We start from the raw sequence: 17,983 nt of genomic DNA on the forward strand, positions 1-17,983 counted from the left end.
GTGGTCGTTCGTCTGGGTATGCTCCGGACGGACGTGGCGGCGTCGCTACGGGACCGGTTCGAGGACGACGGCTTCCTGTTCCCCGACTACGACGGCTACTGTTTCGCTAACGTGCCGGGGTCGGTCGCGTCGCTCCTCGGCGCGGACGCCGGCCGGTCCCTGCCGGCGGACACCTTCGGCGGGGTCGACACCGACGACATCGAGACGGTGCTCGTCGTGCTCGTCGACGGCTTCGGCTGGACGCAGTGGCGTCGGGAGCGCACGCACCACGGGTTCCTCGACCGGCTCTCCGCGGCGGCGCGGGTGACGCCGCTCACCTCCATCTACCCGAGCGAGACGGCGGCCGCCATCACGACGTTCCACACGGGAGCACTCCCGGCGAAGCACGGCGTCGTCGGCTGGAACGTCCACGACCCCGCGTCCGGTGAGACGTTCGAGGCGCTCCCGTTCCTGACGAAAGCCGGCGAGGAGCCGAACGGCCTCGGACCGGACGACGTGTTCGACGCGGACGCCATCTACCCATCGCTGGCCGAGCAGGGCGTCGAGGCCCACCACGCCGTCCCGTTCGAGGAGACCTACGAGGGGGCGACGGCGCACACCTACGGCTCGCTCGACGAGCTGCCCGGGCAGCTTCGGGCGGCGGTCGACGCCGCCGACGGTCGGTCGTACTGCTTCTGCTACGTCCCGCACGTCGACCACGAAGGACACAGGACGGGAACGCGTTCGGACGCGTATCGCGAGACCGTCGGCGAGGTGTTCGAGGCCGTAGAGCGCGCGCTCGCCGGGCTCGACGACGAGACGCGCGAGGAGACGCTGTTGCTGGTGACCGCCGACCACGGGCACGTCGACACCGACCCCGCGCACAACGTCGACCTGGACGCGGACGCCGAGCTCGTCGACGCGCTGGCGGAGGGCCCCGACGGCGAGCCGATCCGCTTCGCGGGCAGCCCACGCAACGTCCAGCTTCACTTGCAACGGGGGCGTGTGGGACCGACGGCCGACCGGCTGGCGGCTTCACTCGACGCCCGTGTGCTCACGCAGTCGCTGGCGCTGGAGCGCGAGCTGTTCGGCGATGTCGAACCGTCGGAACGGTTCCTGCGTCGACTCGGTGACCTGGTGCTGACCCACCGCGACCTCGGGACGTGGTGGGGCGACCACGAGCCCGAGGAGCTGGCGCTGGTCGGGATGCACGGAGGGTTACATCCCGAGGAGATGTTGACCGCGGTCGCGGCCGTCCGGCTCTCCGAGCTGTTCTGAGGGGCTTCCTTTCGGGGCTGACAGGCGACGCTCGCAGGGGTCCCCGCACGCTGCGTCGCACAACCACGGGGCGCGCAGGGGTCTCGGTCAGGTCACGCCGGCCCTGCGCCCGGCATCGTACTTCAACGGTCAGTTCTGGCGCAGTCTAGAACACCTAAATCCCCACGTCACCGAGACGGGGACATGAACGGCAATCGCTTCGGTCGTCTGTTCCAGCTGACCACGTTCGGGGAGAGCCACGGGGAGGCGATGGGCGTGACAGTCTCCGGCTGTCCCGCCGGTCTGGAACTCGACGAGGCGGACGTACAGGCGGAGTTGGACCGACGCAAGCCGGGGCAGTCACACATCACGACAAGCCGCGGCGAACCGGACGCGGTCGCCATCAAGTCCGGCGTGCAGGACGGGTACACCACCGGGACGCCCATCGGGATGGTCATCGAGAACAAGGACGCCCGGTCGGGCAAGTACGAGCCGTTCATCACGGCCCCCCGGCCGAGCCACGGCGACTTCACCTACTCCGCGAAGTTCGGGACGCGGAACTGGGGTGGCGGCGGCCGCTCGTCGGCCCGGGAGACGGTGAACTGGGTCGCAGCGGGCGCCATCGCCAAGAAGATTCTCGCCACCGAGGGCGTCGAGGTGCGGGCGCACGTCAACCAGATCGGCGACATCGAGGCCCCGCCGGTCTCCTGGGAGGACCTGGGCGAGCACACCGAGGAGAACGAGGTTCGCTGTGCGCACCCCGAGACCGCGGAGGAGATGCGCGATCTGATCGACGAGTACCAGGAGGCGGGCGACTCCATCGGCGGGAGCGTCTACTTCGAGACGCGCGGGGTACCCCGTGGGCTCGGCGCGCCACGGTTCGACGGCGTTCCGTCGCGGCTCGGGCAGGCGTTCATGTCCATCCCGGCGACGACGGCGTTCGAGTTCGGCCTCGGCCGTGGCGCGCGAGAGGTCGCCGGTATCGACCGGAACGAGGACTGGGAGTTCGATGCGGACGGCGACCCCGTCCCGGTCGGCAACGACCACGGCGGCTTGCAGGGCGGCATCACGACGGGCGAGCCGATCTACGGCGAGATAACCTGGCACGCGCCCACGTCGATTCCGAAGGAGCAGACGACGGTCGACTGGGAGACGGGCGAGGAGAAGGAGGCGCAGGTCATCGGCCGCCACGACCCGGTGCTGCCACCGCGTGCGGTTCCGGTCGTGGAGGCGATGCTCGCCTGCACGCTGCTTGACTTCATGCTGCTCGGCGGGCGCATCAACCCGGACCGGCTGGACGGCCAGCCCGGCGAGTACGACACCGACTACCACCCGAGTCAGCCCGAATAGCCCGGCGTCAGCCGGTTGGTGGTGACTCAGTCGAGGAGGCCCATGTCCTCCGCGACGAGGTCGTTCAGCTGGTCGAGCACGTCGGGGTCGACCCGTGCGCCCGGTTCTCCGTCGTGGAGCTGTTCGTTGTGCCGGGCGACCGCGTCTTCGACCTCGCTGAAGGGGACGGCGGTCCGTGTGTCGCAGTCTGCACAGACGACCGGAATCTCGGGCAGTTCGTCGTCGCTGGTCATGCTCGAACCGAGCCGGTTCCGGATTAAAGTTCGTGCGGTTCGCCCCGGCGTTCGGTCCGTCGACGGCCGCGCCGTCGGTCTATAACGATTATTCCATGCTAATGTATAGCAAAGGCTTTAGTCCGACTCCATCCAAATCCCTACTACACTGGCCTTACAGGGGGCCGTGATTACTGAGCATGACTGATGACGAACTTATCTGGCGGATCGCAGGCGGTTCCGGAGACGGGATCGACTCGACGAGCCAGAACTTCGCGAAGGCCCTGATGCGGTCGGGGCTCGATATCTTCACACACCGCCACTACCCATCTCGAATCCGTGGTGGCCACACGTACGTGGAGATCCGAGCAGCAGGGCACGAGGTACAGTCCCGCGGTGACGGCTACAACTTCCTGCTCGCGCTGGGCGACTCGTTCGCCCGGAACCCGAAGGAGGAGGCCGTCTACGGCGACGAGGAGATCAAACCGCTCTCGGAGAACCTCGACGAGCTCCGCGAAGGTGGGGTCATCGTCTACGACTCCGGGCTCCTGGAGGACGACGACGTGGCAGAGCTGAACCTCGAGGAACGCGCCGAGGAGAACGACTGGCACGTCTTCCCCATCGACCTCCGCGGCATGGCCAAGGAGCACGGCCGCGAGGTCATGCGGAACACGGCCGGCGTCGGCGTCACCGCCGCGCTGCTGGAGATGGACCTCGACCACATCGAGGACCTGATGACGGACGCGATGTCCGGGGACGTCCTCGAGGCGAACCTCTCCATCCTGCGCGATGCCTACGAGATGGCCCAGGCGGAGTACGAGTTCGAGCACGACGTGCGCGCCCCCTCGGGCGAGCACGACGAGGAGCAGGTCCTCGTCTCCGGCTCGAACGCCATCGCCTACGGTGCCATCGACGAGGGCTGTCGCTTCATCGCGGGCTACCCGATGACGCCGTGGACCGACGTGTTCACCATCATGACACAGAACCTGCCGAAGATGGGCGGCATCTCCGAGCAGGTCGAGGACGAGATCGCCGCGGCCGCGCTCGCCGTCGGTGCGAGCCACGCCGGCGTGAAGGCCATGTCCGGGTCGTCCGGCGGTGGCTTCGCGCTGATGTCCGAGCCGCTCGGTCTCGCGGAGATGACCGAGACGCCGCTCGTGCTCGTCGAGTCCATGCGAGCCGGCCCGTCGACCGGCATGCCAACGAAGCCCGAGCAGGCGGACCTCGAGCACGTCCTCTACACCTCCCAGGGTGACTCCCAGCGCGTCGTCTTCGCGCCCGGGAACATCGAGGAGGCGTACGACCAGACCCGGATGGCGTTCCACATCGCCTACGAGTACCAGATTCCGGCCATCCTCATCTACGACCAGAAGCTCTCCGGCGAGAACAAGAACGTCGACGAGAGCTTCTTCGACCGCGAGCCCAACCCGACGCTCGGCTCGACGCTCACCGAGGAGGAGCTGCAGGAGGCCGCCCACGAGGCGTCGGGCAAGTTCATGCGCTTCCAGTCCGACCCCGACGAGACCGAGAACGGCGTCAGCCCCCGCTCCCTGCCGGGACAGAAGGGCGGTCGCTACCTCGCGTCGGGCAACGAGCACTGGCCGTCCGGCCACATCGCCGAGGACCCGGACAACCGCGTCCTCCAGATGGACCGCCGGACGCGCAAGCTCGACTCCATCCGCGAGGAGCTCGACGAGGAGCACGACTCCCAGCAGACGTACTTCGGCGACGAGTCCGCGGACCTCGGAATCATCACCTGGGGCTCCCAGCAGGGCACCGTCGAGGAGGCCGTCGAACGCCTCAACGACGCCGGCCACGCCGTCAAGGGCATCGGCGTCTCCGACATGATGCCGTTCCCCGATGCCGAGCTGACCGAGTTCCTGGAGAGCGTCGACGAGGCGCTCGTCGTGGAGATGAACGCCTCCGCGCAGTTCCGCGGCCTGCTCCAGAAGGAGCTGGGCCGGTTCGGGCCGAAGCTCACCTCGATGCTCAAGTACAACGGGAACCCGTTCGAGCCCGGCGAGATCGTCGAGGGCTTCCAGATCCGCCTCGGTGGCGACTCGGCCGAGCCGACAGCACAGGTGCGATTCGAACCAGCAGCAGGTGATTAGACCATGAGTGCATTCAACGCGATCGGAGAGGAACGAGAGATCGACCGGGACGAGTTCACCCCCGGTAACGAGCCCCAGCCGACGTGGTGTCCGGGCTGTGGCGACTTCGGCGTCCTGAAGGCGCTGAAGCAGGCCCTGCCCGAGGTCGGCCGTAACCCGGAGGAGGTCCTGACCGTCACCGGCATCGGCTGCTCGGGCAAGCTGAACAGCTACCTCGACAGCTACGGCTTCCACACTATCCACGGCCGCTCGCTGCCCGTTGCCCGGGCCGCGAAGCTGGCCAACCCGGAGCTCGAGGTCGTCGCCGCCGGCGGCGACGGTGACGGCTACGGCATCGGCGGGAACCACTTCATCCACACCGCCCGGGAGAACCACGACATGACCTACATCGTGTTCAACAACGAGGTCTTCGGCCTGACGAAGGGCCAGACCTCGCCTACCTCCCCGAAGGGCCACAAGTCCAAGACCCAGCCGTCGGGGAGCGCGAAGACGCCCATCCGGCCGCTGTCGCAGTCGCTCAACGCCGGCGCGGGCTACATCGCCCGCACCGCGGCTGTCAACCCGAACCAGGCCAAGGAGATAATCAAGGAGGCCATCGAGTACGACGGCTTCGCGCACATCGACTTCCTCACCCAGTGCCCGACCTGGAACAAGGACGCGAAGCAGTACGTGCCGTACGTCGACATCCAGGACTCCGACGACTACGACCACGACATCCACGACCGGACCGAGGCGTCGCAGATGATGTTCGAGACGGAGAACAAGCTCTACGAGGGCGAGGTGCTCACCGGTCGCTACTACGTCGACGACGAGAGCCCCTCCTACCAGCAGGAGAAGCAGGCCATCGGCGAGATGCCGGATGAGCCGCTCGTCGAGCGCTACTTCGACGACGACTACGAGTGGGAGCGCAGCTACGACCTGCTCGACCGTCACAAGTAGCGCCGTCGCTCGGTTTCGCCGCGCCCGCCCGGGACGTTTTGCGAACCATTCCCACCGTTTTCGGATTCATAACTTATTTTTCTGCCGACGCAAACTCTACTGTATGAGCACCGAATCGACGGCCGACCGTATCCTCTCTGTGCTGGAGGAAGACGCACAGGCCTCCTATGCGGAAATCGCTGAACGCGCCGAGGTGTCGAAACCCACCGTCCGGAAGTACATCAGTCAGCTCGAGGAGGAGGGTGTCATCGTCGGCTACTCGGCCGACGTCGACCCGAAGAAGCTCTCCAGCCAGTCGATCGCACTGGTGGGCATCGACGTGGCATCGGAGCGCTACGTCGAGGCCACCCGCGCACTCAAAGAGCTGGACGCCGTCGAGTCGCTGTACACCTCCAGCGGTGACCACATGCTGATGGCCGAGGTCCGGGCCGCGGACGGCGACGAGCTCGGCGACGTCATCCACGACGCGGTGCTCTCCATCGAGGGAGTCACCGCTGCACACCCGTCGTTCCTCCAGGAACGCCTGAAGTAACGCCCGACGGACGGGAGCCGTCGGGCCGGACGCAGGCCGTCGGTGCCGCCACCGGGCTCCTTTTGCACTCGGATTCCCTACACGTACGCATGCCTGTCTACTCGCGTCGCACCATCGTCGACGCTCCGTTCCAGACGGTCTGGGACTTCCACTCCAACGTCGCCGGTCTCGAGGCGCTCACCCCCGGCTTCGCGAACCTCGAGGTCGAGGCGGTCCACGGGCCGGACGACGAACCGGAGCCCGATGTGCTGGAGACCGGTTCGGAGATCGAGATGGCGATGCGGCCGCTCGGCGTGGGTCCGGCCCAGCGCTGGACATCGGTCATCACGGAACGGACGGAGGACGCCGGTGCGGCGCTGTTCCGTGACGAGATGCGTGACGGCCCGTTCCGACAGTGGGAGCACACCCACAGCTTCTACGCCGCCGGCGACCGCACCGTGGTCGACGACCGCGTCGAGTACCGGCTCCCGCTCGGCGGGCTTGGCGACCTCGGCGGCCCGTTCGCGTGGGTGGGCTTCGAGCCGATGTTCCGGTACCGACACCGCCGGACGAAGGAGCTGCTGGAACGCTGACAGACCCACCCAGCTGGCCGCCTCGCGTAGCTTTAACCGGGACGCGGGCGTCCTTTGATATCGTATGACACATGTCGTCGTTGTCGGCGGCGGAGCCGCCGGCCTGTCAGCCGCACTGTTCACCGCGAAGAACGGGCTCGAGACCACCGTCTACGACACGGACGGCACCTGGCTCCACAAGGCCCATCTGTTCAACTACCTCGGCATCGAGTCGGAGGACGGCTCCGCGTTCGTCGAGGACGCCCGCGCACAGGTCGACGAGTTCGGCGTCGAACGCCACCAGGGTGTCGAGGTGACCGGCGTGGAGACGAGCGACGACGGGTTCACCGTCGAGACGGATGCGAACGACTCGGTCGACGCGGACTACGTCGTCCTCGCGACCGGCGCGAACCGGAGCCTCGCCGAGGACCTCGGCTGTGCGTTCACCGACGACGACGTGGTCGACGTGGACGTGACGATGGAGACGACTGTCGCGGACTGCTACGCCACGGGTGCGATGGTGCGCGCCGAGGAGTGGCAGGCGATCATCTCCGCGGGTGACGGGGCAGCGGCCGCGTTGAACGTCCTCTCGAAGGAGAAGGGCGAGCACTTCCACGACTTCGACACGCCGGCCGACGCGGAGTAGCGCCAGCCGGCAGGGCACGGCTGGGCTCGCTCGGGTCGCCGCTACCGGAATCTCCTTGACGCGGCTCCCCGGATGGCCTGACGTGTCAGTCGCCGTCCGCGAGTACGTCGGCTCCCGCCCGGTGGTCGGGCTCGCCGTCGCCGTCGCCGCCGTCAGCACCAGCGCGCCGCTCGTCGAGCTGTCGGCGGCCCCGAGCTCGGTGAAGGCGTTCTACCGGGTGCTGTTCATGACCTGCCTCGTCGCGCCGGTCGCGCTCCGGCGGTCCCCGGGTGACTTCCGGCGCATCACGGGCCGGGACATGGGCCTCGCGGTCGTCGCGGGCGTCGCCCTCGCCGCGCACTTCGCGCTCTGGTTCGCGAGCATCGACCTGACGACCATCGCGGCGAGCGCGACGCTCGTCCAGACCCAGCCGCTGTTCGTCGCGGTCGGCGCGTGGCTGTTCCTGCGCGACCGCGTCACCCGGCGGACGGTCGCGGGCATCGTCGTCGCCGTGGTCGGAGCCGCACTCATCGGCCTCGACGCGGGGGCGAGTGCGACCGCGACCGACCCCCTCCTCGGGAACGTGCTCGCGGTCGTCGCCGCCGCGATGGCGGCGGGCTACGTGCTCGCCGGACGGTCGCTCCGGCAGCGCATCCGGCTGTTCCCGTACGTCACCGTCGTCTACGGGGCCTGCACGGTCGTGCTGTTCGCGACGGTCGTCGCGGAGGGCCACGCCCTGCTCGACTATCCGCCGCGGGAGTACGCGCTGTTCCTGGCGATGGCGGTCGGCCCGGGCATCTTCGGGCACACCGTCATCAACTGGCTGCTGGACCGGGTCGAGTCCGCGGTCGTGAGCGTCTCGCTGCTGGGCGAACCGCTGGGGAGCGCCGTGCTCGCGCTGGCGCTGTTCGCGGAGGTCCCCGGCGTTCTGACGGTCGTCGGTGGGGCGATAGCGCTGGTCGGCATCGCCATCACGGTCTGGAACCGGGAGCGGGACGAGGCGGGGGACGACGTTCCGAGGGACTGAGAACCTCCCCCGGACGTTTTCGGTCCACACACCCCACGACTACATGTGATGCAAGTGAATGTACGGAAGCTCGGGGCGCTCGGCATACTGGGCGTGTTCGGAGTGTTCACCAACGAACCGGCGCTGTACGGGCTGTTCGCGCTGTTCGCGCTGTTCGCGGTCGACCGGACCGTCGACGTCCCCGTCCCCGGCGAGGCCTGAACGCCCGTCCGGCCAGGGAACGCCGGTATCAGGCCTCCTCCACGTAACTCGGCCGCTCCTCGTACGAGATCGGGTCTCGCTCGTCGAGCCGCTGGAACGCCTGGAGTCGGAACGCGCAGGCGTCACAGGTGCCACAGGCGGGTGCCTCCTCGCGGTAGCACGACCAGGTGTGCTCGTAGGGCACCCCGAGTTCGAGCCCCCGTTCGGCGATGTCGGTCTTCGACCACTCGACGAACGGGGCCTCGATGGCGATGTCGGTCTCCGGCTTCGTCCCCACGTCGACGACGGTCTGGAAGGCGTCGAAGAAGGAGGGACGGCAGTCGGGGTAGCCCGAGAAGTCCTCGCTGTGGGCACCGATGAAGAGCGCGTCGCAGCCCGCCGCCTCGGCGTATGAGACCGCCATCGAGAGCAGGTTCGCGTTGCGGAACGGGACGTACGACGACGGTATCTCGCCGGCGTCGAGGTCGGCGTCCGCGACGGCAATCCCCTCGTCAGTCAGTGAGGAGCCGCCGACCGCCTGCAGGTGACCGGTCTCGACGTGGAGGAAGTCGACGACCGCGTCGAGTTCGTTCGAGAGTGCCTCGGCGCACTCGAACTCGCGGTCCGCGGTGTTCTGCCCGTAGCTGGTGTGCAGCAGGCAGACCTCGTAGCCACGCTCGGCGGCGAGGTACGCCGCGGTCGCTGAGTCCATCCCGCCGGAGGCGAGGACGACGGCGCGACGGCTGTCGGTCGGTTCGTCGGAGTCGTGCTGGTCGCTCGTTGCGCTGGTGTCGTCGGTCATGTGTACGGTGAAGGGGGTCACGTTTCGGGGGCGTCGTTCCAGAGGTCGACGTGCAGTCGCGGCGTGTAGCGGTAGCCGTGTGCCATCGCCAGCTCCGCGACGCGGTCACGGGTCTCCGCGAGGCGCTCGCGGGTCGCACCCTCCGGCATCAGGAGCACGGTCTCGTCGTGGATGGGCACCCAGGCGACATCGCGGAGCCGCTGGAGCAGCGCCTCGACCTCGTCCACGTCGGACTCGTCCGTGACGACGAACTTCAGCTGGTGGTCGTAGTCCGCGACGAGCTCGGAGAGCGTCTCGAGGTCGATGCGGGCCCGCTCGTGGCGGTCCGCCCACTCTCCCCGGCCGGTCGGGTCGCGCTCGGGGGTCGGCGTACTGTTCGCCAGCTTCGGCGAGACGGAGAGGAGGTCGATCGGGGCGTCCCGGTGGATGGTGCCGTTCGTCTCGACGGTGGTGTGGTACCCACGTTCGCCGAGCTCGTGCAGGAGGTCGACGACCGGCTCGTGGAGCAGGGGTTCGCCACCGGTGACGACGACGTGGTCCGCGCGGTCGTAGTCGACGACGGCATCGACGACGTCCGCGACGTCCATCCAGGCGTGGGTCGGCTCCCACGAGGTGTGGTAGGAGTCACAGAACCAGCAGCGGAGGTTGCAGCCGCTCGTCCGGACGAACACGCTCGGGACGCCGCCGAGGCTCCCCTCGCCCTGCAGGGAGTAGAACAGTTCGTTGACCGGGAGGCCGCCGTCACCGTCGTCGGGCCGCGTGACGTCGCTGCTGACGGGCATCTCAGAAGCCGCCACCGCACAGCTCCGCCGTCTCGGCGACCTGGACCGCCACGTCGGTCACGGTGTCCGGGAGCTGTGATTCCAGTTCGGCCTCGAAGTACGCGCTCATCACCTCGGCCGTCGGCGGGTGTTCGAGGACGACGACGCCGTCGCCATCGCCCGCGGCCTCGAACGCCTCGACGAGGGGGTCGCCCGCCTCGAGGAGGAACCGGTGGTCGAACGCCTCGAGCACGTCCGTCACGTCGCCCTTGTCGACGACCCACCCCTCGTCGGTGAGCGTCCCGGTCAGTCGGACGGTCACCTCGTAGTTGTGGCCGTGCGGTCGCGAGCATTTCCCGTCGTGGTGTCGAATCCGATGCCCGGCGCTGAGCCGGATGGGCCGGTCGCGACCGACGTAGAGCGTTCGCTCGGTGTCGTCGAGCTCGACGCCCCCTCGGTCGCGTTCGAGGGGTACTCCAGTCATACCGAGATATTCCTGGAGGAATACTTGAATCTGCCGGACTGCCCCTAGTCGGCACTGAGAGGCAGGAGGACGGACTGCAAGCGGTGGCTCACTCCATCTGGTCCTGGATGCGGTTCTTGGCCTCGGAGCGTTCCTTACAGGAGAACGAGGGGACCGTCTCGGAGAAGTCCACGGCGAGTTCGTCCAGGGTACGTCGGTAGACGTTTGTGCGTCGACCCTCCTCGGAGAGCTGTCGGCCCTCGCACTCGAGCAGCCCCGCCTCCACGAGCTCCTCGATCCGACGGTAACAGGTCGCTATCGGGATTCCCATCTCGTCGCTCAGTTCCTGTGCCGACGCGGGGGACTGCGCCGCACAGAGTATCTCCGCGCTGTACTTGTTGCCGAGTGTCTCGAGCAGGTCCTGCTCGTCGACCCCAGTGCCCTGGGTGGCCCATCGTCCAGTAGACATCTGCAACAGTATAGTCTCATTATCAAGATTGAATCTTGTGGTAGTGAATCGTTAGTCTCCTCGTGACCAGCAGGATTACGGTCACACGAACCAACACGGGGCTATGGTGCGATTACCGGGGCGCGAACGACTGTTCGCGTGGTGGAAGATGTCACGCCCATCACAGCTTCTCCTCATCCTCCTCGTCTACGCGGTCGGCGTGGTCGCGGGCACCAGTCGCGGTGGGTCGCTACACCTCACCCGGACCACACTCGGCGCAGTCGCGCTCGTCCCCCTCGCCGCCAGCGTCCACTACGTCAACGAGTACGCCGATGTCGAGACGGACGCCATCACGGAACGGACGCGGTTCTCCGGCGGAAGCGGTGCGCTCGTGCGTACCGGGTTGCCCGCCGAGACCGCGCTCCGTGCGGCCGTGATCGCACTCGCGGTCGGCACGGTGGCAACCTGGGGTGCCAGCTCGGTGGGCGCTGTGACCGCCCGCGGGACTGGGCTCCTCGCTATCGTCGTGGTCCTCGGCTGGGCGTACTCCGTCGGGCCGCGGCTCGTCGCCCGCGGACTGGGAGAGGTCACGAACGCACTGCTCGGCGGGCTCGTCCTCCCGCTCTTCGGTGTCGCTGTCGCGCGCGGTCCACTCGACGCGGCGGCCGTACTCGCGTTCCTCCCGTTCACCGTCTACGTGTTCGCGAACCTCCTCGCGACGCAGTGGCCCGACCGTCGGGCGGACGAAGGGACCGGTAAACGGACCCTACCGACCCGCTGGTCGACGACACGGCTGCGCTGGGCGCACTGGCTGACGACCGGGACGGCCTTCGCGATGTTCGGGCTGTTCCCGCTCGCCGACCTGCTGCCGCGACTCGTCGGCTGGGCCTGTCTCCTGCTCGCACCGGCCGGGGCGGTCGCGAGCCGCCGGTTCACCCGGGCCACGTCACCGTTCCCCAGCGTCGCGACGATGGTCGGCCTGGCCGTTGTCCAGCTCCTCGCGTGGGCGCTGGTGGTCCTCGCTCGCGGGGGTCAACGTTTTTACCCACCGGCGGTATTAGGCGTATAGAATCATGTCTGCGGACCTGCCCGACGAACTCGTGGACGTCGAGGTCGAGGCCGACGCCGAGGCCCTCGACCCCGACGCGACCACCGAGCGCCCCGACGACACAGCCCGCGAGCAGGAGGACGAGGAGACGGAACGGTTCGTTATCTTCCGCCTCGGCGAGAAGTCCTTCGCGGTCAGTGTCGACGCCGTCAAGAGCATCGTCAAGGTGTCCGAGCGGACGCGTGTCCCCCGGACGTCCCCAGCTATCGACGGCATCATGGACCTCCGTGGCGAGATCACGGCGGTCATCGAGCCGCGCGTCCACTTCCGCATCGATGCGGACCCCGCACCCTTCGAGCGACAGCGTATCATCGTCTTCGACCGAACCGCCGACAAGCAGGGCGTCGGCATCCGTGTCGACGGAGTCGATGGCGTCGAGGTGTTCCCGCTCCGACAGATCGTTCCGGACGACCACGTCGAGGCCGCTGACGCCTCCCACCCCCTCGTGAACGCGGTCATCCGTCGGATGGACGATGGCGACGTGACCGAACGTATCGGTCTGCTGGACATCAAAGGGCTCATCAAGGCGTCGGGGCAGGACGCCACGGCGTGACTCGGCGGCCTAAACGGCCGATTACTGGCGGTAAGGTCGTGTTTACCCCGTGTTCTCGACACTGATAACCGGGCAACAGCATTTATATTCGCGCTATGTCTAACCTGGCTTGGTGTACTAACTGAATGTCGACAGGGGTGCTCATCGTGGACGACTCTCATTTTATGCGGAACCTCCTCCGTCAGATATTGGAGGACGAGTATGACATCGTCGGAGAGGCGTCCAACGGGGCAGAGGCGGTCAAACTGTACAAAGAGGAAAATCCGGACATCGTGATGATGGACATCGTGATGCCGAAATGCAACGGTATCAAAGCCACAGCGGCCATCAAGAAGCTGGACCCGAGTTCCAGGGTCATCATGTGTACGTCCGTCGGCCAACGCGAGAAGATGAAGCTCGCGGTGAAAGCCGGCGCTGACGGATACGTCACGAAGCCGTTCGAGGAACCGAGCGTGCGGAAGGCGCTCAAAGACGTCGTACCTGCATGACGAGCGTGCTCGTTGTCGACGACTCGCAGTTCATGCGGACGGTCATCGGCAACATCCTCGCCGACAACGGGTACGAGGTCGAAAGCGCCAGCGACGGGAAAGCGGCGGTGAAGGCCGTCGAAGAGCACCAGCCGGACATCGTAACCATGGACGTGCAGATGCCCGGGATGAACGGAATCGAAGCAGTCAGTGAGATCATGTCGACGAACCCGACACCGATTCTGATGCTCAGCGCCCACACCGACAGCGGTGCGGACGCGACGCTGGACGCGCTGGCGGAGGGCGCCGTCGACTTCCTCACGAAGCCGAGCGGCGAGGTGTCACCGGACATCGCCAGCCTCTCGGATCGACTCGTCGAGAAGTGCGAGGCCGTCGAGCGCGCCGACATCTCCTCGGTGGCGACGGCCGAGCGGACCGCAGTTGCCGATGCGGGCGGGTCGGTCGCGGCCGAGGCGGAGCCGACACGGCAGTACGTCGACCACCCCACGGTCGTCATCGGAGCCTCGACTGGCGGGCCGAAGCTCGTCGAGCGCATCGTGCGGGAGCTCCCGCTCGCACTCGACGCGAAGGTGCTGATAATCCAGCACATGCCGGTGTCGTTCACGGAGCGCCTCGCGGCTCGCCTCGACCGCTTCACGCCCTACGAGGTGCGCGAAGCGAGCGACGGCGAGGCCGTCGACGACGGCGATATCGTCATCGGCAAAGGGGGCTTCCACATGGAGGTCACCTCGAACGTCGCGGGCAGACTGCGAATCAGACTGACCGAGGACGAGCGCCGCCACGGCGTTCGCCCCTCGATAGACGTGACGATGGAGACCGCAGCGGACCGGGTGACGGACCCGCTCTGTGGGGTCGCGTTGACCGGGATGGGCAAAGACGGTGCGGCCGGCATCGAAGCCATCAAGGCTGCCGGGGGCACGACCATCGCCCAGGACGAGGAGACGAGCCCCGTGTTCGGCATCCCCAAACAGGCGATAGAGACGGGGTGCGTCGATCAGGTGCTGCCGGCCGAGGAGATTCCGGCCGGCATCTGTTCGACGTTCACCCAGGAGGGTCAGACGCATGGATGAGTACCAGAGAGACTTCGTTCAGGAGAGCGAAGAGAACATCACCGAGCTGAACAACGCACTGCTCGAACTGGAGCGCGATCCCACGGACGACGCGGCGATGGACCGCATCTTCCGGATGGCGCACACCCTGAAGGGCAACAGCGGTGCGATGGGTTTCGAGCGCGCCTCGAACCTGGCCCACGCCATCGAGGACCTCCTCGAGGTCGTTCGGTCCGGCCAGATCGATGTCACAGCCGACCTGATGGACGAGATCTTCGCGGGCGTCGACGAACTCGAGACCATGGTCGACGAGGTCCGCGCCTACGGCGAGATACGGACCGACCCGAGCGAGACCATCGAGACCATCCGCGAGGTCCAGGAGGCGGCCACGGGCGTCCCTACTATCGGTGAACCGGACGACGAGGCCATCGAGGACGCCGTCGCGGTGGCCGACGACCTCGCCGACGAGGACCACGACGTGTTCCACGTCCGCCTCGCGGTCGACGAGTCCGGCTCCGTGGCACACGGGAGTGCGGTCGTGGACGCGCTCGCGGACGCGTTCGACCTTCTCGGGACGGTCCCCGACCGGGAGACCATCGCTGCCGGCGAGTACGACGGCACCTTCGACGCCGTCTTCGGCAGCGCCGTCGGCGAGGCCGCCATCTCGGCGGCGCTCGACCCCGTCGAGCCGGTCGCACAGGCCCGCATCAACGAGGTCACGACGGCCTACGAGTCGTCGCGGGCCGAACCGGAGCCGGCCGAGGTCGGCGACGACGAGTTCGACGACCTGTTCGAGGACGACCCCGGGAGCGAGATCGACCCCGACGCCGCACAGGACATGAGCGTCGACGACCTCCTCTCTGAGTTCAACGAGTACGACGACCTCGACGCGATGGTCGAGGAGATGGACGACGTCTCCGGCTTCGACGACCTCGGCGACGCCGGCTCGTTCGACGACCTCGACCTCGGCGACGGCCTCGACCCCCGCGACCAGCCGGCCGAGGACCCCCTCGACGACGAGTTCGGGGGTGACCTCGAGGACGACCTCGATGTCTCCTTCGACGAGGACACCGGGGAGCCGGCGGCCGACGCCGAGCCAGCCGAGCCAGTCGAGGACCCCGACGAGGAGGTAGACGACGCGGCCGCGACGTTCGCGGAGCTCAAACAGGAGGTCGACCCCGTGGGCTTCGACGAACTGCAGGACGAACTCGACGAGCTCGAGTTCGACGAGTACGCGGACGAGGAGGAGGTCGGCTTCGACGAACTCCTCGGCGATGACTTCGAGGAGTCGGAGGACGACTTCTTCGGGGCCGACACCGAGGCCGCCGTCGGGACCGACCAGGACGAGGTCTCCGTCGAGGACCTCGTCAGCGACGACGACGTCGCGGGCTTCGAGGAGAGCGAGGCCGAAACGCCGGTCGAACCGGACGACCCGGTCGAGGCGGTCGATACGGACGGAGTGACGTCCGACGAAGAAGCGGACACGGACGCGGTGACGGCCGATGGTGCAGACGCGGTCGCGGCCGACGCCGACACCGATACGGACGCGGTCGCGGCCGACGCCGACACTCCCGACGCAGGGGGGTCCGAGCCGACTGCCGGGACCGAGACGACTGCTACCGGTGCCGACGCCGATGGACCTGCCACCGACGCCGTCGACGAACCGGAGACAGACACTGCCGCGGCGACGGATGCGGCAGCCGATGCCGACGCCACGACGGCGGTCGACGAGTTCGGCGACGACATCGGCTCTGACTTCGAGTCGAGGCCGGCCGACGACTTCGGGACCGATGCGCTCGACGACACGGAGACCGGGTTCGACGATGCCGACGAGTTCGACGACGACTTCGGCGGCGACGGGTTCGAGCTCGACGCCGCAGAGCCCGCCGGCTCGTCGGGCATCGACGACGCGTCCGCGGACCCCCTCGAGGAGGACTCGTTCGGGGAAGACTCGTTCGAGGAGGGCTCGTTCGACGACGGGTTCGCGGACGCCGGGAGCGCCGACGACGGCTTCGACGAACCCGCCGACGACGCGGGGGACGATCTCGGTGCGGGCACGTCGGTGGACGACGAGGACCTCGACCGCGTCGAGGTCCAGCAGTTCGAACTGGACGACCCCGGCACGGAAGCCGGGGGAACCACCGAGGTCGAGACCGGTGACTTCGAGGCCGACGCAGACGATTCGGCGACGGTGAGCCAGCCGAGCGCAGAGAGCTACGGCGACTTCGGCGGGGCCGACCTCGACAGCGCGGACGGCTTCGACCCGGCTCCGGAGCCCGAGACCGGCGAGTCCACGTCCGCCGCGGACGACGGTGCCGAGGTGTCGGCGCTCGACGTCGACGTGGGCATACAGACGCTCGCGGACGAGGACGGCGAGGCCGAGACGGACGACGAGATACAGTCCATCCGGGTCGACGTCGAGCAGGTCGACCGCCTGCTCAACCTCGTCGAGGGGCTGGTCACCAGTCGCGTCCGGCTCCGTCGGACCGTCGAGGAGGGCGCCGACCCCGCGGAACTCGACACCGAACTCGACGAACTGGAGGACCTGACCGGCGAGCTGCAGGACACCGTCATGGACGTGCGCCTCGTGCCCGTCCAGATGGTCGCGAACCGCCTGCCGCGCATCGTGCGCGACATCTCCCGGGAACAGGACAAGGAGGTCGAGTTCGAGATGCACGGCGAGGGCGTCGAGGTCGACCGGTCCATTCTGGACCGCATCGGCGACCCGCTGGTCCACATCGTCCGGAACGCGGTGGACCACGGCATCGAAGCCCCCGACGAGCGGGAGGCCGCGGACAAACCCCGTACCGGGAACGTCACGCTCGACGTCGAGCGTGCGCGCGACCAGGTCGCCATCGAGGTCACGGACGACGGCCGCGGCCTCGACCCGGACAGGCTCCGCGACGCGGCCGTTGCGGCCGACGTGCTCACCGAGGACGAGGCGACCGCCCTGTCGGACGAGGAGGCCTACGAACTGATCTTCCACCCCGGCCTCTCGACGGCCTCCGAGGTGACCGACGTCTCCGGCCGTGGTGTCGGGATGGACGTCGTCAAGAGCACGGTCAACGACCTCGACGGCTCCGTCTCGGTCGAGAGCACCCCCGGCGAGGGGACGACGATCCGGATGCTGCTTCCGGTCACGGTCGCCATCGCCGACGTGATGTTCGTCACCTCCGGCGACGAGGAGTTCGGTGTCCCGGTCAAGGACATCCAGGACATCGGGGACGCCGCCGATATCACCGTCGAGGACGGCCAGGAGGTCGTCCGCGACGGCGACCGCACGTATCCGCTCGTCCGGCTGAACGAGGCGCTCGAGACGCCGGGCAGAGCGAGAAACGGCGACGGCATGCTGCTTCGCATCCGTGACGAGGTCCGCCCCGTGGCGGTCCACTGCGACCAGGTTCGCGGCCAGCAGGAGGTCGTCGTGAAGCCCTTCGAGGGTGTCCTCGGAGGTATCCCCGGGCTGAGCGGTGCGACAGTACTGGGCGAAGGTGAGGTAGTCAACATCCTTGACGTGAAGACACTATGAACGGACGAAAACACTGGAG

At 67.8% G+C, this 17,983-nt stretch carries 19 protein-coding genes; 14 read left to right on the top strand and 5 right to left on the bottom strand.

The window, feature by feature from the left end; all coding sequences use genetic code 11:
* Positions 1 to 18: 18 nt before the first annotated feature.
* Complete coding sequence (locus tag BLT27_RS09090; RefSeq protein WP_089733080.1) at positions 19 to 1,257, top strand: alkaline phosphatase family protein; 1,239 nt, start codon at positions 19 to 21, stop codon at positions 1,255 to 1,257.
* A gap of 183 nt (positions 1,258 to 1,440) precedes the next feature.
* Positions 1,441 to 2,586 carry a chorismate synthase gene (gene aroC / locus BLT27_RS09095; protein ID WP_089733082.1) on the top strand — a complete coding sequence of 382 codons (1,146 nt, stop codon included), beginning with the start codon at positions 1,441 to 1,443 and terminating at the stop codon, positions 2,584 to 2,586.
* A 26-nt stretch (positions 2,587 to 2,612) separates the two neighbouring features.
* Here aroC and BLT27_RS09100 read toward each other — a convergent pair whose 3' ends face one another.
* Positions 2,613 to 2,819: a DUF8149 family protein gene (locus tag BLT27_RS09100; RefSeq protein ID WP_089733084.1), complete on the bottom strand. Its 207-nt coding sequence runs from the start codon at positions 2,817 to 2,819 to the stop codon at positions 2,613 to 2,615.
* A 179-nt stretch (positions 2,820 to 2,998) separates the two neighbouring features.
* Here BLT27_RS09100 and BLT27_RS09105 point away from each other — a divergent pair, with 179 nt between their 5' ends.
* From BLT27_RS09105 to BLT27_RS19730, 7 genes are all read left to right on the top strand, one after another.
* A complete protein-coding gene (locus BLT27_RS09105; RefSeq protein WP_089733086.1) occupies positions 2,999 to 4,909 on the top strand; it encodes a 2-oxoacid:acceptor oxidoreductase subunit alpha in 1,911 nt (636 codons plus the stop codon).
* Between the two features lie 3 nt (positions 4,910 to 4,912).
* On the top strand, positions 4,913 to 5,848 hold the full coding sequence (locus BLT27_RS09110; RefSeq protein WP_089733088.1) for a thiamine pyrophosphate-dependent enzyme: 936 nt from the start codon (positions 4,913 to 4,915) through the stop codon (positions 5,846 to 5,848).
* A 103-nt stretch (positions 5,849 to 5,951) separates the two neighbouring features.
* Complete coding sequence (gene lrpA1, locus BLT27_RS09115) at positions 5,952 to 6,380, top strand: HTH-type transcriptional regulator LrpA1 (RefSeq protein ID WP_089733090.1); 429 nt, start codon at positions 5,952 to 5,954, stop codon at positions 6,378 to 6,380.
* Positions 6,381 to 6,469: 89 nt separating this feature from the next.
* Positions 6,470 to 6,952: an SRPBCC family protein gene (locus tag BLT27_RS09120; RefSeq protein WP_089733092.1), complete on the top strand. Its 483-nt coding sequence runs from the start codon at positions 6,470 to 6,472 to the stop codon at positions 6,950 to 6,952.
* Positions 6,953 to 7,016: 64 nt separating this feature from the next.
* Positions 7,017 to 7,577 carry an FAD-dependent oxidoreductase gene (locus BLT27_RS09125; protein WP_089733094.1) on the top strand — a complete coding sequence of 187 codons (561 nt, stop codon included), beginning with the start codon at positions 7,017 to 7,019 and terminating at the stop codon, positions 7,575 to 7,577.
* A gap of 82 nt (positions 7,578 to 7,659) precedes the next feature.
* Positions 7,660 to 8,583 (top strand): DMT family transporter, encoded by a 924-nt coding sequence (locus BLT27_RS09130; RefSeq protein WP_245707693.1) that lies wholly within the window; start codon positions 7,660 to 7,662, stop codon positions 8,581 to 8,583.
* A 48-nt stretch (positions 8,584 to 8,631) separates the two neighbouring features.
* Positions 8,632 to 8,784 (top strand): hypothetical protein, encoded by a 153-nt coding sequence (locus tag BLT27_RS19730; protein WP_175526422.1) that lies wholly within the window; start codon positions 8,632 to 8,634, stop codon positions 8,782 to 8,784.
* A gap of 28 nt (positions 8,785 to 8,812) precedes the next feature.
* Here the strand turns inward: BLT27_RS19730 and queC are convergent, their stop codons facing one another.
* From queC to BLT27_RS09150, 4 genes are all read right to left on the bottom strand, one after another.
* Positions 8,813 to 9,565: a 7-cyano-7-deazaguanine synthase QueC gene (gene queC, locus BLT27_RS09135; protein ID WP_089733164.1), complete on the bottom strand. Its 753-nt coding sequence runs from the start codon at positions 9,563 to 9,565 to the stop codon at positions 8,813 to 8,815.
* Positions 9,566 to 9,582: 17 nt separating this feature from the next.
* Positions 9,583 to 10,347 carry a 7-carboxy-7-deazaguanine synthase QueE gene (locus tag BLT27_RS09140; RefSeq protein ID WP_089733096.1) on the bottom strand — a complete coding sequence of 255 codons (765 nt, stop codon included), beginning with the start codon at positions 10,345 to 10,347 and terminating at the stop codon, positions 9,583 to 9,585.
* Position 10,348: 1 nt separating this feature from the next.
* On the bottom strand, positions 10,349 to 10,810 hold the full coding sequence (locus BLT27_RS09145) for a 6-pyruvoyl trahydropterin synthase family protein (RefSeq protein ID WP_089733098.1): 462 nt from the start codon (positions 10,808 to 10,810) through the stop codon (positions 10,349 to 10,351).
* A gap of 88 nt (positions 10,811 to 10,898) precedes the next feature.
* A complete protein-coding gene (locus tag BLT27_RS09150) occupies positions 10,899 to 11,258 on the bottom strand; it encodes an ArsR/SmtB family transcription factor (protein WP_089733100.1) in 360 nt (119 codons plus the stop codon).
* 148 nt (positions 11,259 to 11,406) lie between these two features.
* On the opposite strand from BLT27_RS09150, the gene BLT27_RS09155 reads away from it, so the two are divergent.
* From BLT27_RS09155 to BLT27_RS09175, 5 genes are all read left to right on the top strand, one after another.
* Positions 11,407 to 12,306, top strand: a complete 900-nt coding sequence (locus BLT27_RS09155; RefSeq protein WP_089733167.1) for a prenyltransferase — start codon at positions 11,407 to 11,409, stop codon at positions 12,304 to 12,306.
* Between the two features lie 4 nt (positions 12,307 to 12,310).
* Entirely contained in the window at positions 12,311 to 12,898 is a 588-nt protein-coding gene (locus tag BLT27_RS09160) for a chemotaxis protein CheW (protein WP_089733102.1), read from the top strand.
* Between the two features lie 125 nt (positions 12,899 to 13,023).
* Entirely contained in the window at positions 13,024 to 13,386 is a 363-nt protein-coding gene (cheY, locus tag BLT27_RS09165) for a chemotaxis protein CheY (protein ID WP_089733104.1), read from the top strand.
* Complete coding sequence (cheB, locus tag BLT27_RS09170) at positions 13,383 to 14,456, top strand: chemotaxis-specific protein-glutamate methyltransferase CheB (RefSeq protein WP_089733106.1); 1,074 nt, start codon at positions 13,383 to 13,385, stop codon at positions 14,454 to 14,456. The genes cheY and cheB overlap by 4 nt, the downstream gene beginning before the upstream one ends.
* Complete coding sequence (locus tag BLT27_RS09175) at positions 14,449 to 17,964, top strand: ATP-binding protein (RefSeq protein ID WP_089733109.1); 3,516 nt, start codon at positions 14,449 to 14,451, stop codon at positions 17,962 to 17,964. The genes cheB and BLT27_RS09175 overlap by 8 nt, the downstream gene beginning before the upstream one ends.
* Positions 17,965 to 17,983 lie beyond the last annotated feature (19 nt).

This window comes from Haloarchaeobius iranensis (assembly GCF_900103505.1).
Taxonomy (GTDB): Archaea; Halobacteriota; Halobacteria; order Halobacteriales; family Natrialbaceae; genus Haloarchaeobius; species Haloarchaeobius iranensis.

What these genes read in the sequence shown, in the direction of transcription:
- BLT27_RS09090 (WP_089733080.1), top strand. Translation starts at nt 19, where the DNA reads ATGCTCCGGACGGACGTGGCGGCGTCGCTACGGGACCGGTTCGAGGAC.
- aroC (WP_089733082.1), top strand. Translation starts at nt 1,441, where the DNA reads ATGAACGGCAATCGCTTCGGTCGTCTGTTCCAGCTGACCACGTTCGGG.
- BLT27_RS09100 (WP_089733084.1), bottom strand. Translation starts at nt 2,819, where the DNA reads ATGACCAGCGACGACGAACTGCCCGAGATTCCGGTCGTCTGTGCAGAC.
- BLT27_RS09105 (WP_089733086.1), top strand. Translation starts at nt 2,999, where the DNA reads ATGACTGATGACGAACTTATCTGGCGGATCGCAGGCGGTTCCGGAGAC.
- BLT27_RS09110 (WP_089733088.1), top strand. Translation starts at nt 4,913, where the DNA reads ATGAGTGCATTCAACGCGATCGGAGAGGAACGAGAGATCGACCGGGAC.
- lrpA1 (WP_089733090.1), top strand. Translation starts at nt 5,952, where the DNA reads ATGAGCACCGAATCGACGGCCGACCGTATCCTCTCTGTGCTGGAGGAA.
- BLT27_RS09120 (WP_089733092.1), top strand. Translation starts at nt 6,470, where the DNA reads ATGCCTGTCTACTCGCGTCGCACCATCGTCGACGCTCCGTTCCAGACG.
- BLT27_RS09125 (WP_089733094.1), top strand. Translation starts at nt 7,017, where the DNA reads ATGACACATGTCGTCGTTGTCGGCGGCGGAGCCGCCGGCCTGTCAGCC.
- BLT27_RS19730 (WP_175526422.1), top strand. Translation starts at nt 8,632, where the DNA reads ATGCAAGTGAATGTACGGAAGCTCGGGGCGCTCGGCATACTGGGCGTG.
- queC (WP_089733164.1), bottom strand. Translation starts at nt 9,565, where the DNA reads ATGACCGACGACACCAGCGCAACGAGCGACCAGCACGACTCCGACGAA.
- BLT27_RS09140 (WP_089733096.1), bottom strand. Translation starts at nt 10,347, where the DNA reads ATGCCCGTCAGCAGCGACGTCACGCGGCCCGACGACGGTGACGGCGGC.
- BLT27_RS09145 (WP_089733098.1), bottom strand. Translation starts at nt 10,810, where the DNA reads ATGACTGGAGTACCCCTCGAACGCGACCGAGGGGGCGTCGAGCTCGAC.
- BLT27_RS09150 (WP_089733100.1), bottom strand. Translation starts at nt 11,258, where the DNA reads ATGTCTACTGGACGATGGGCCACCCAGGGCACTGGGGTCGACGAGCAG.
- BLT27_RS09155 (WP_089733167.1), top strand. Translation starts at nt 11,407, where the DNA reads ATGTCACGCCCATCACAGCTTCTCCTCATCCTCCTCGTCTACGCGGTC.
- BLT27_RS09160 (WP_089733102.1), top strand. Translation starts at nt 12,311, where the DNA reads ATGTCTGCGGACCTGCCCGACGAACTCGTGGACGTCGAGGTCGAGGCC.
- cheY (WP_089733104.1), top strand. Translation starts at nt 13,024, where the DNA reads ATGTCGACAGGGGTGCTCATCGTGGACGACTCTCATTTTATGCGGAAC.
- cheB (WP_089733106.1), top strand. Translation starts at nt 13,383, where the DNA reads ATGACGAGCGTGCTCGTTGTCGACGACTCGCAGTTCATGCGGACGGTC.
- BLT27_RS09175 (WP_089733109.1), top strand. Translation starts at nt 14,449, where the DNA reads ATGGATGAGTACCAGAGAGACTTCGTTCAGGAGAGCGAAGAGAACATC.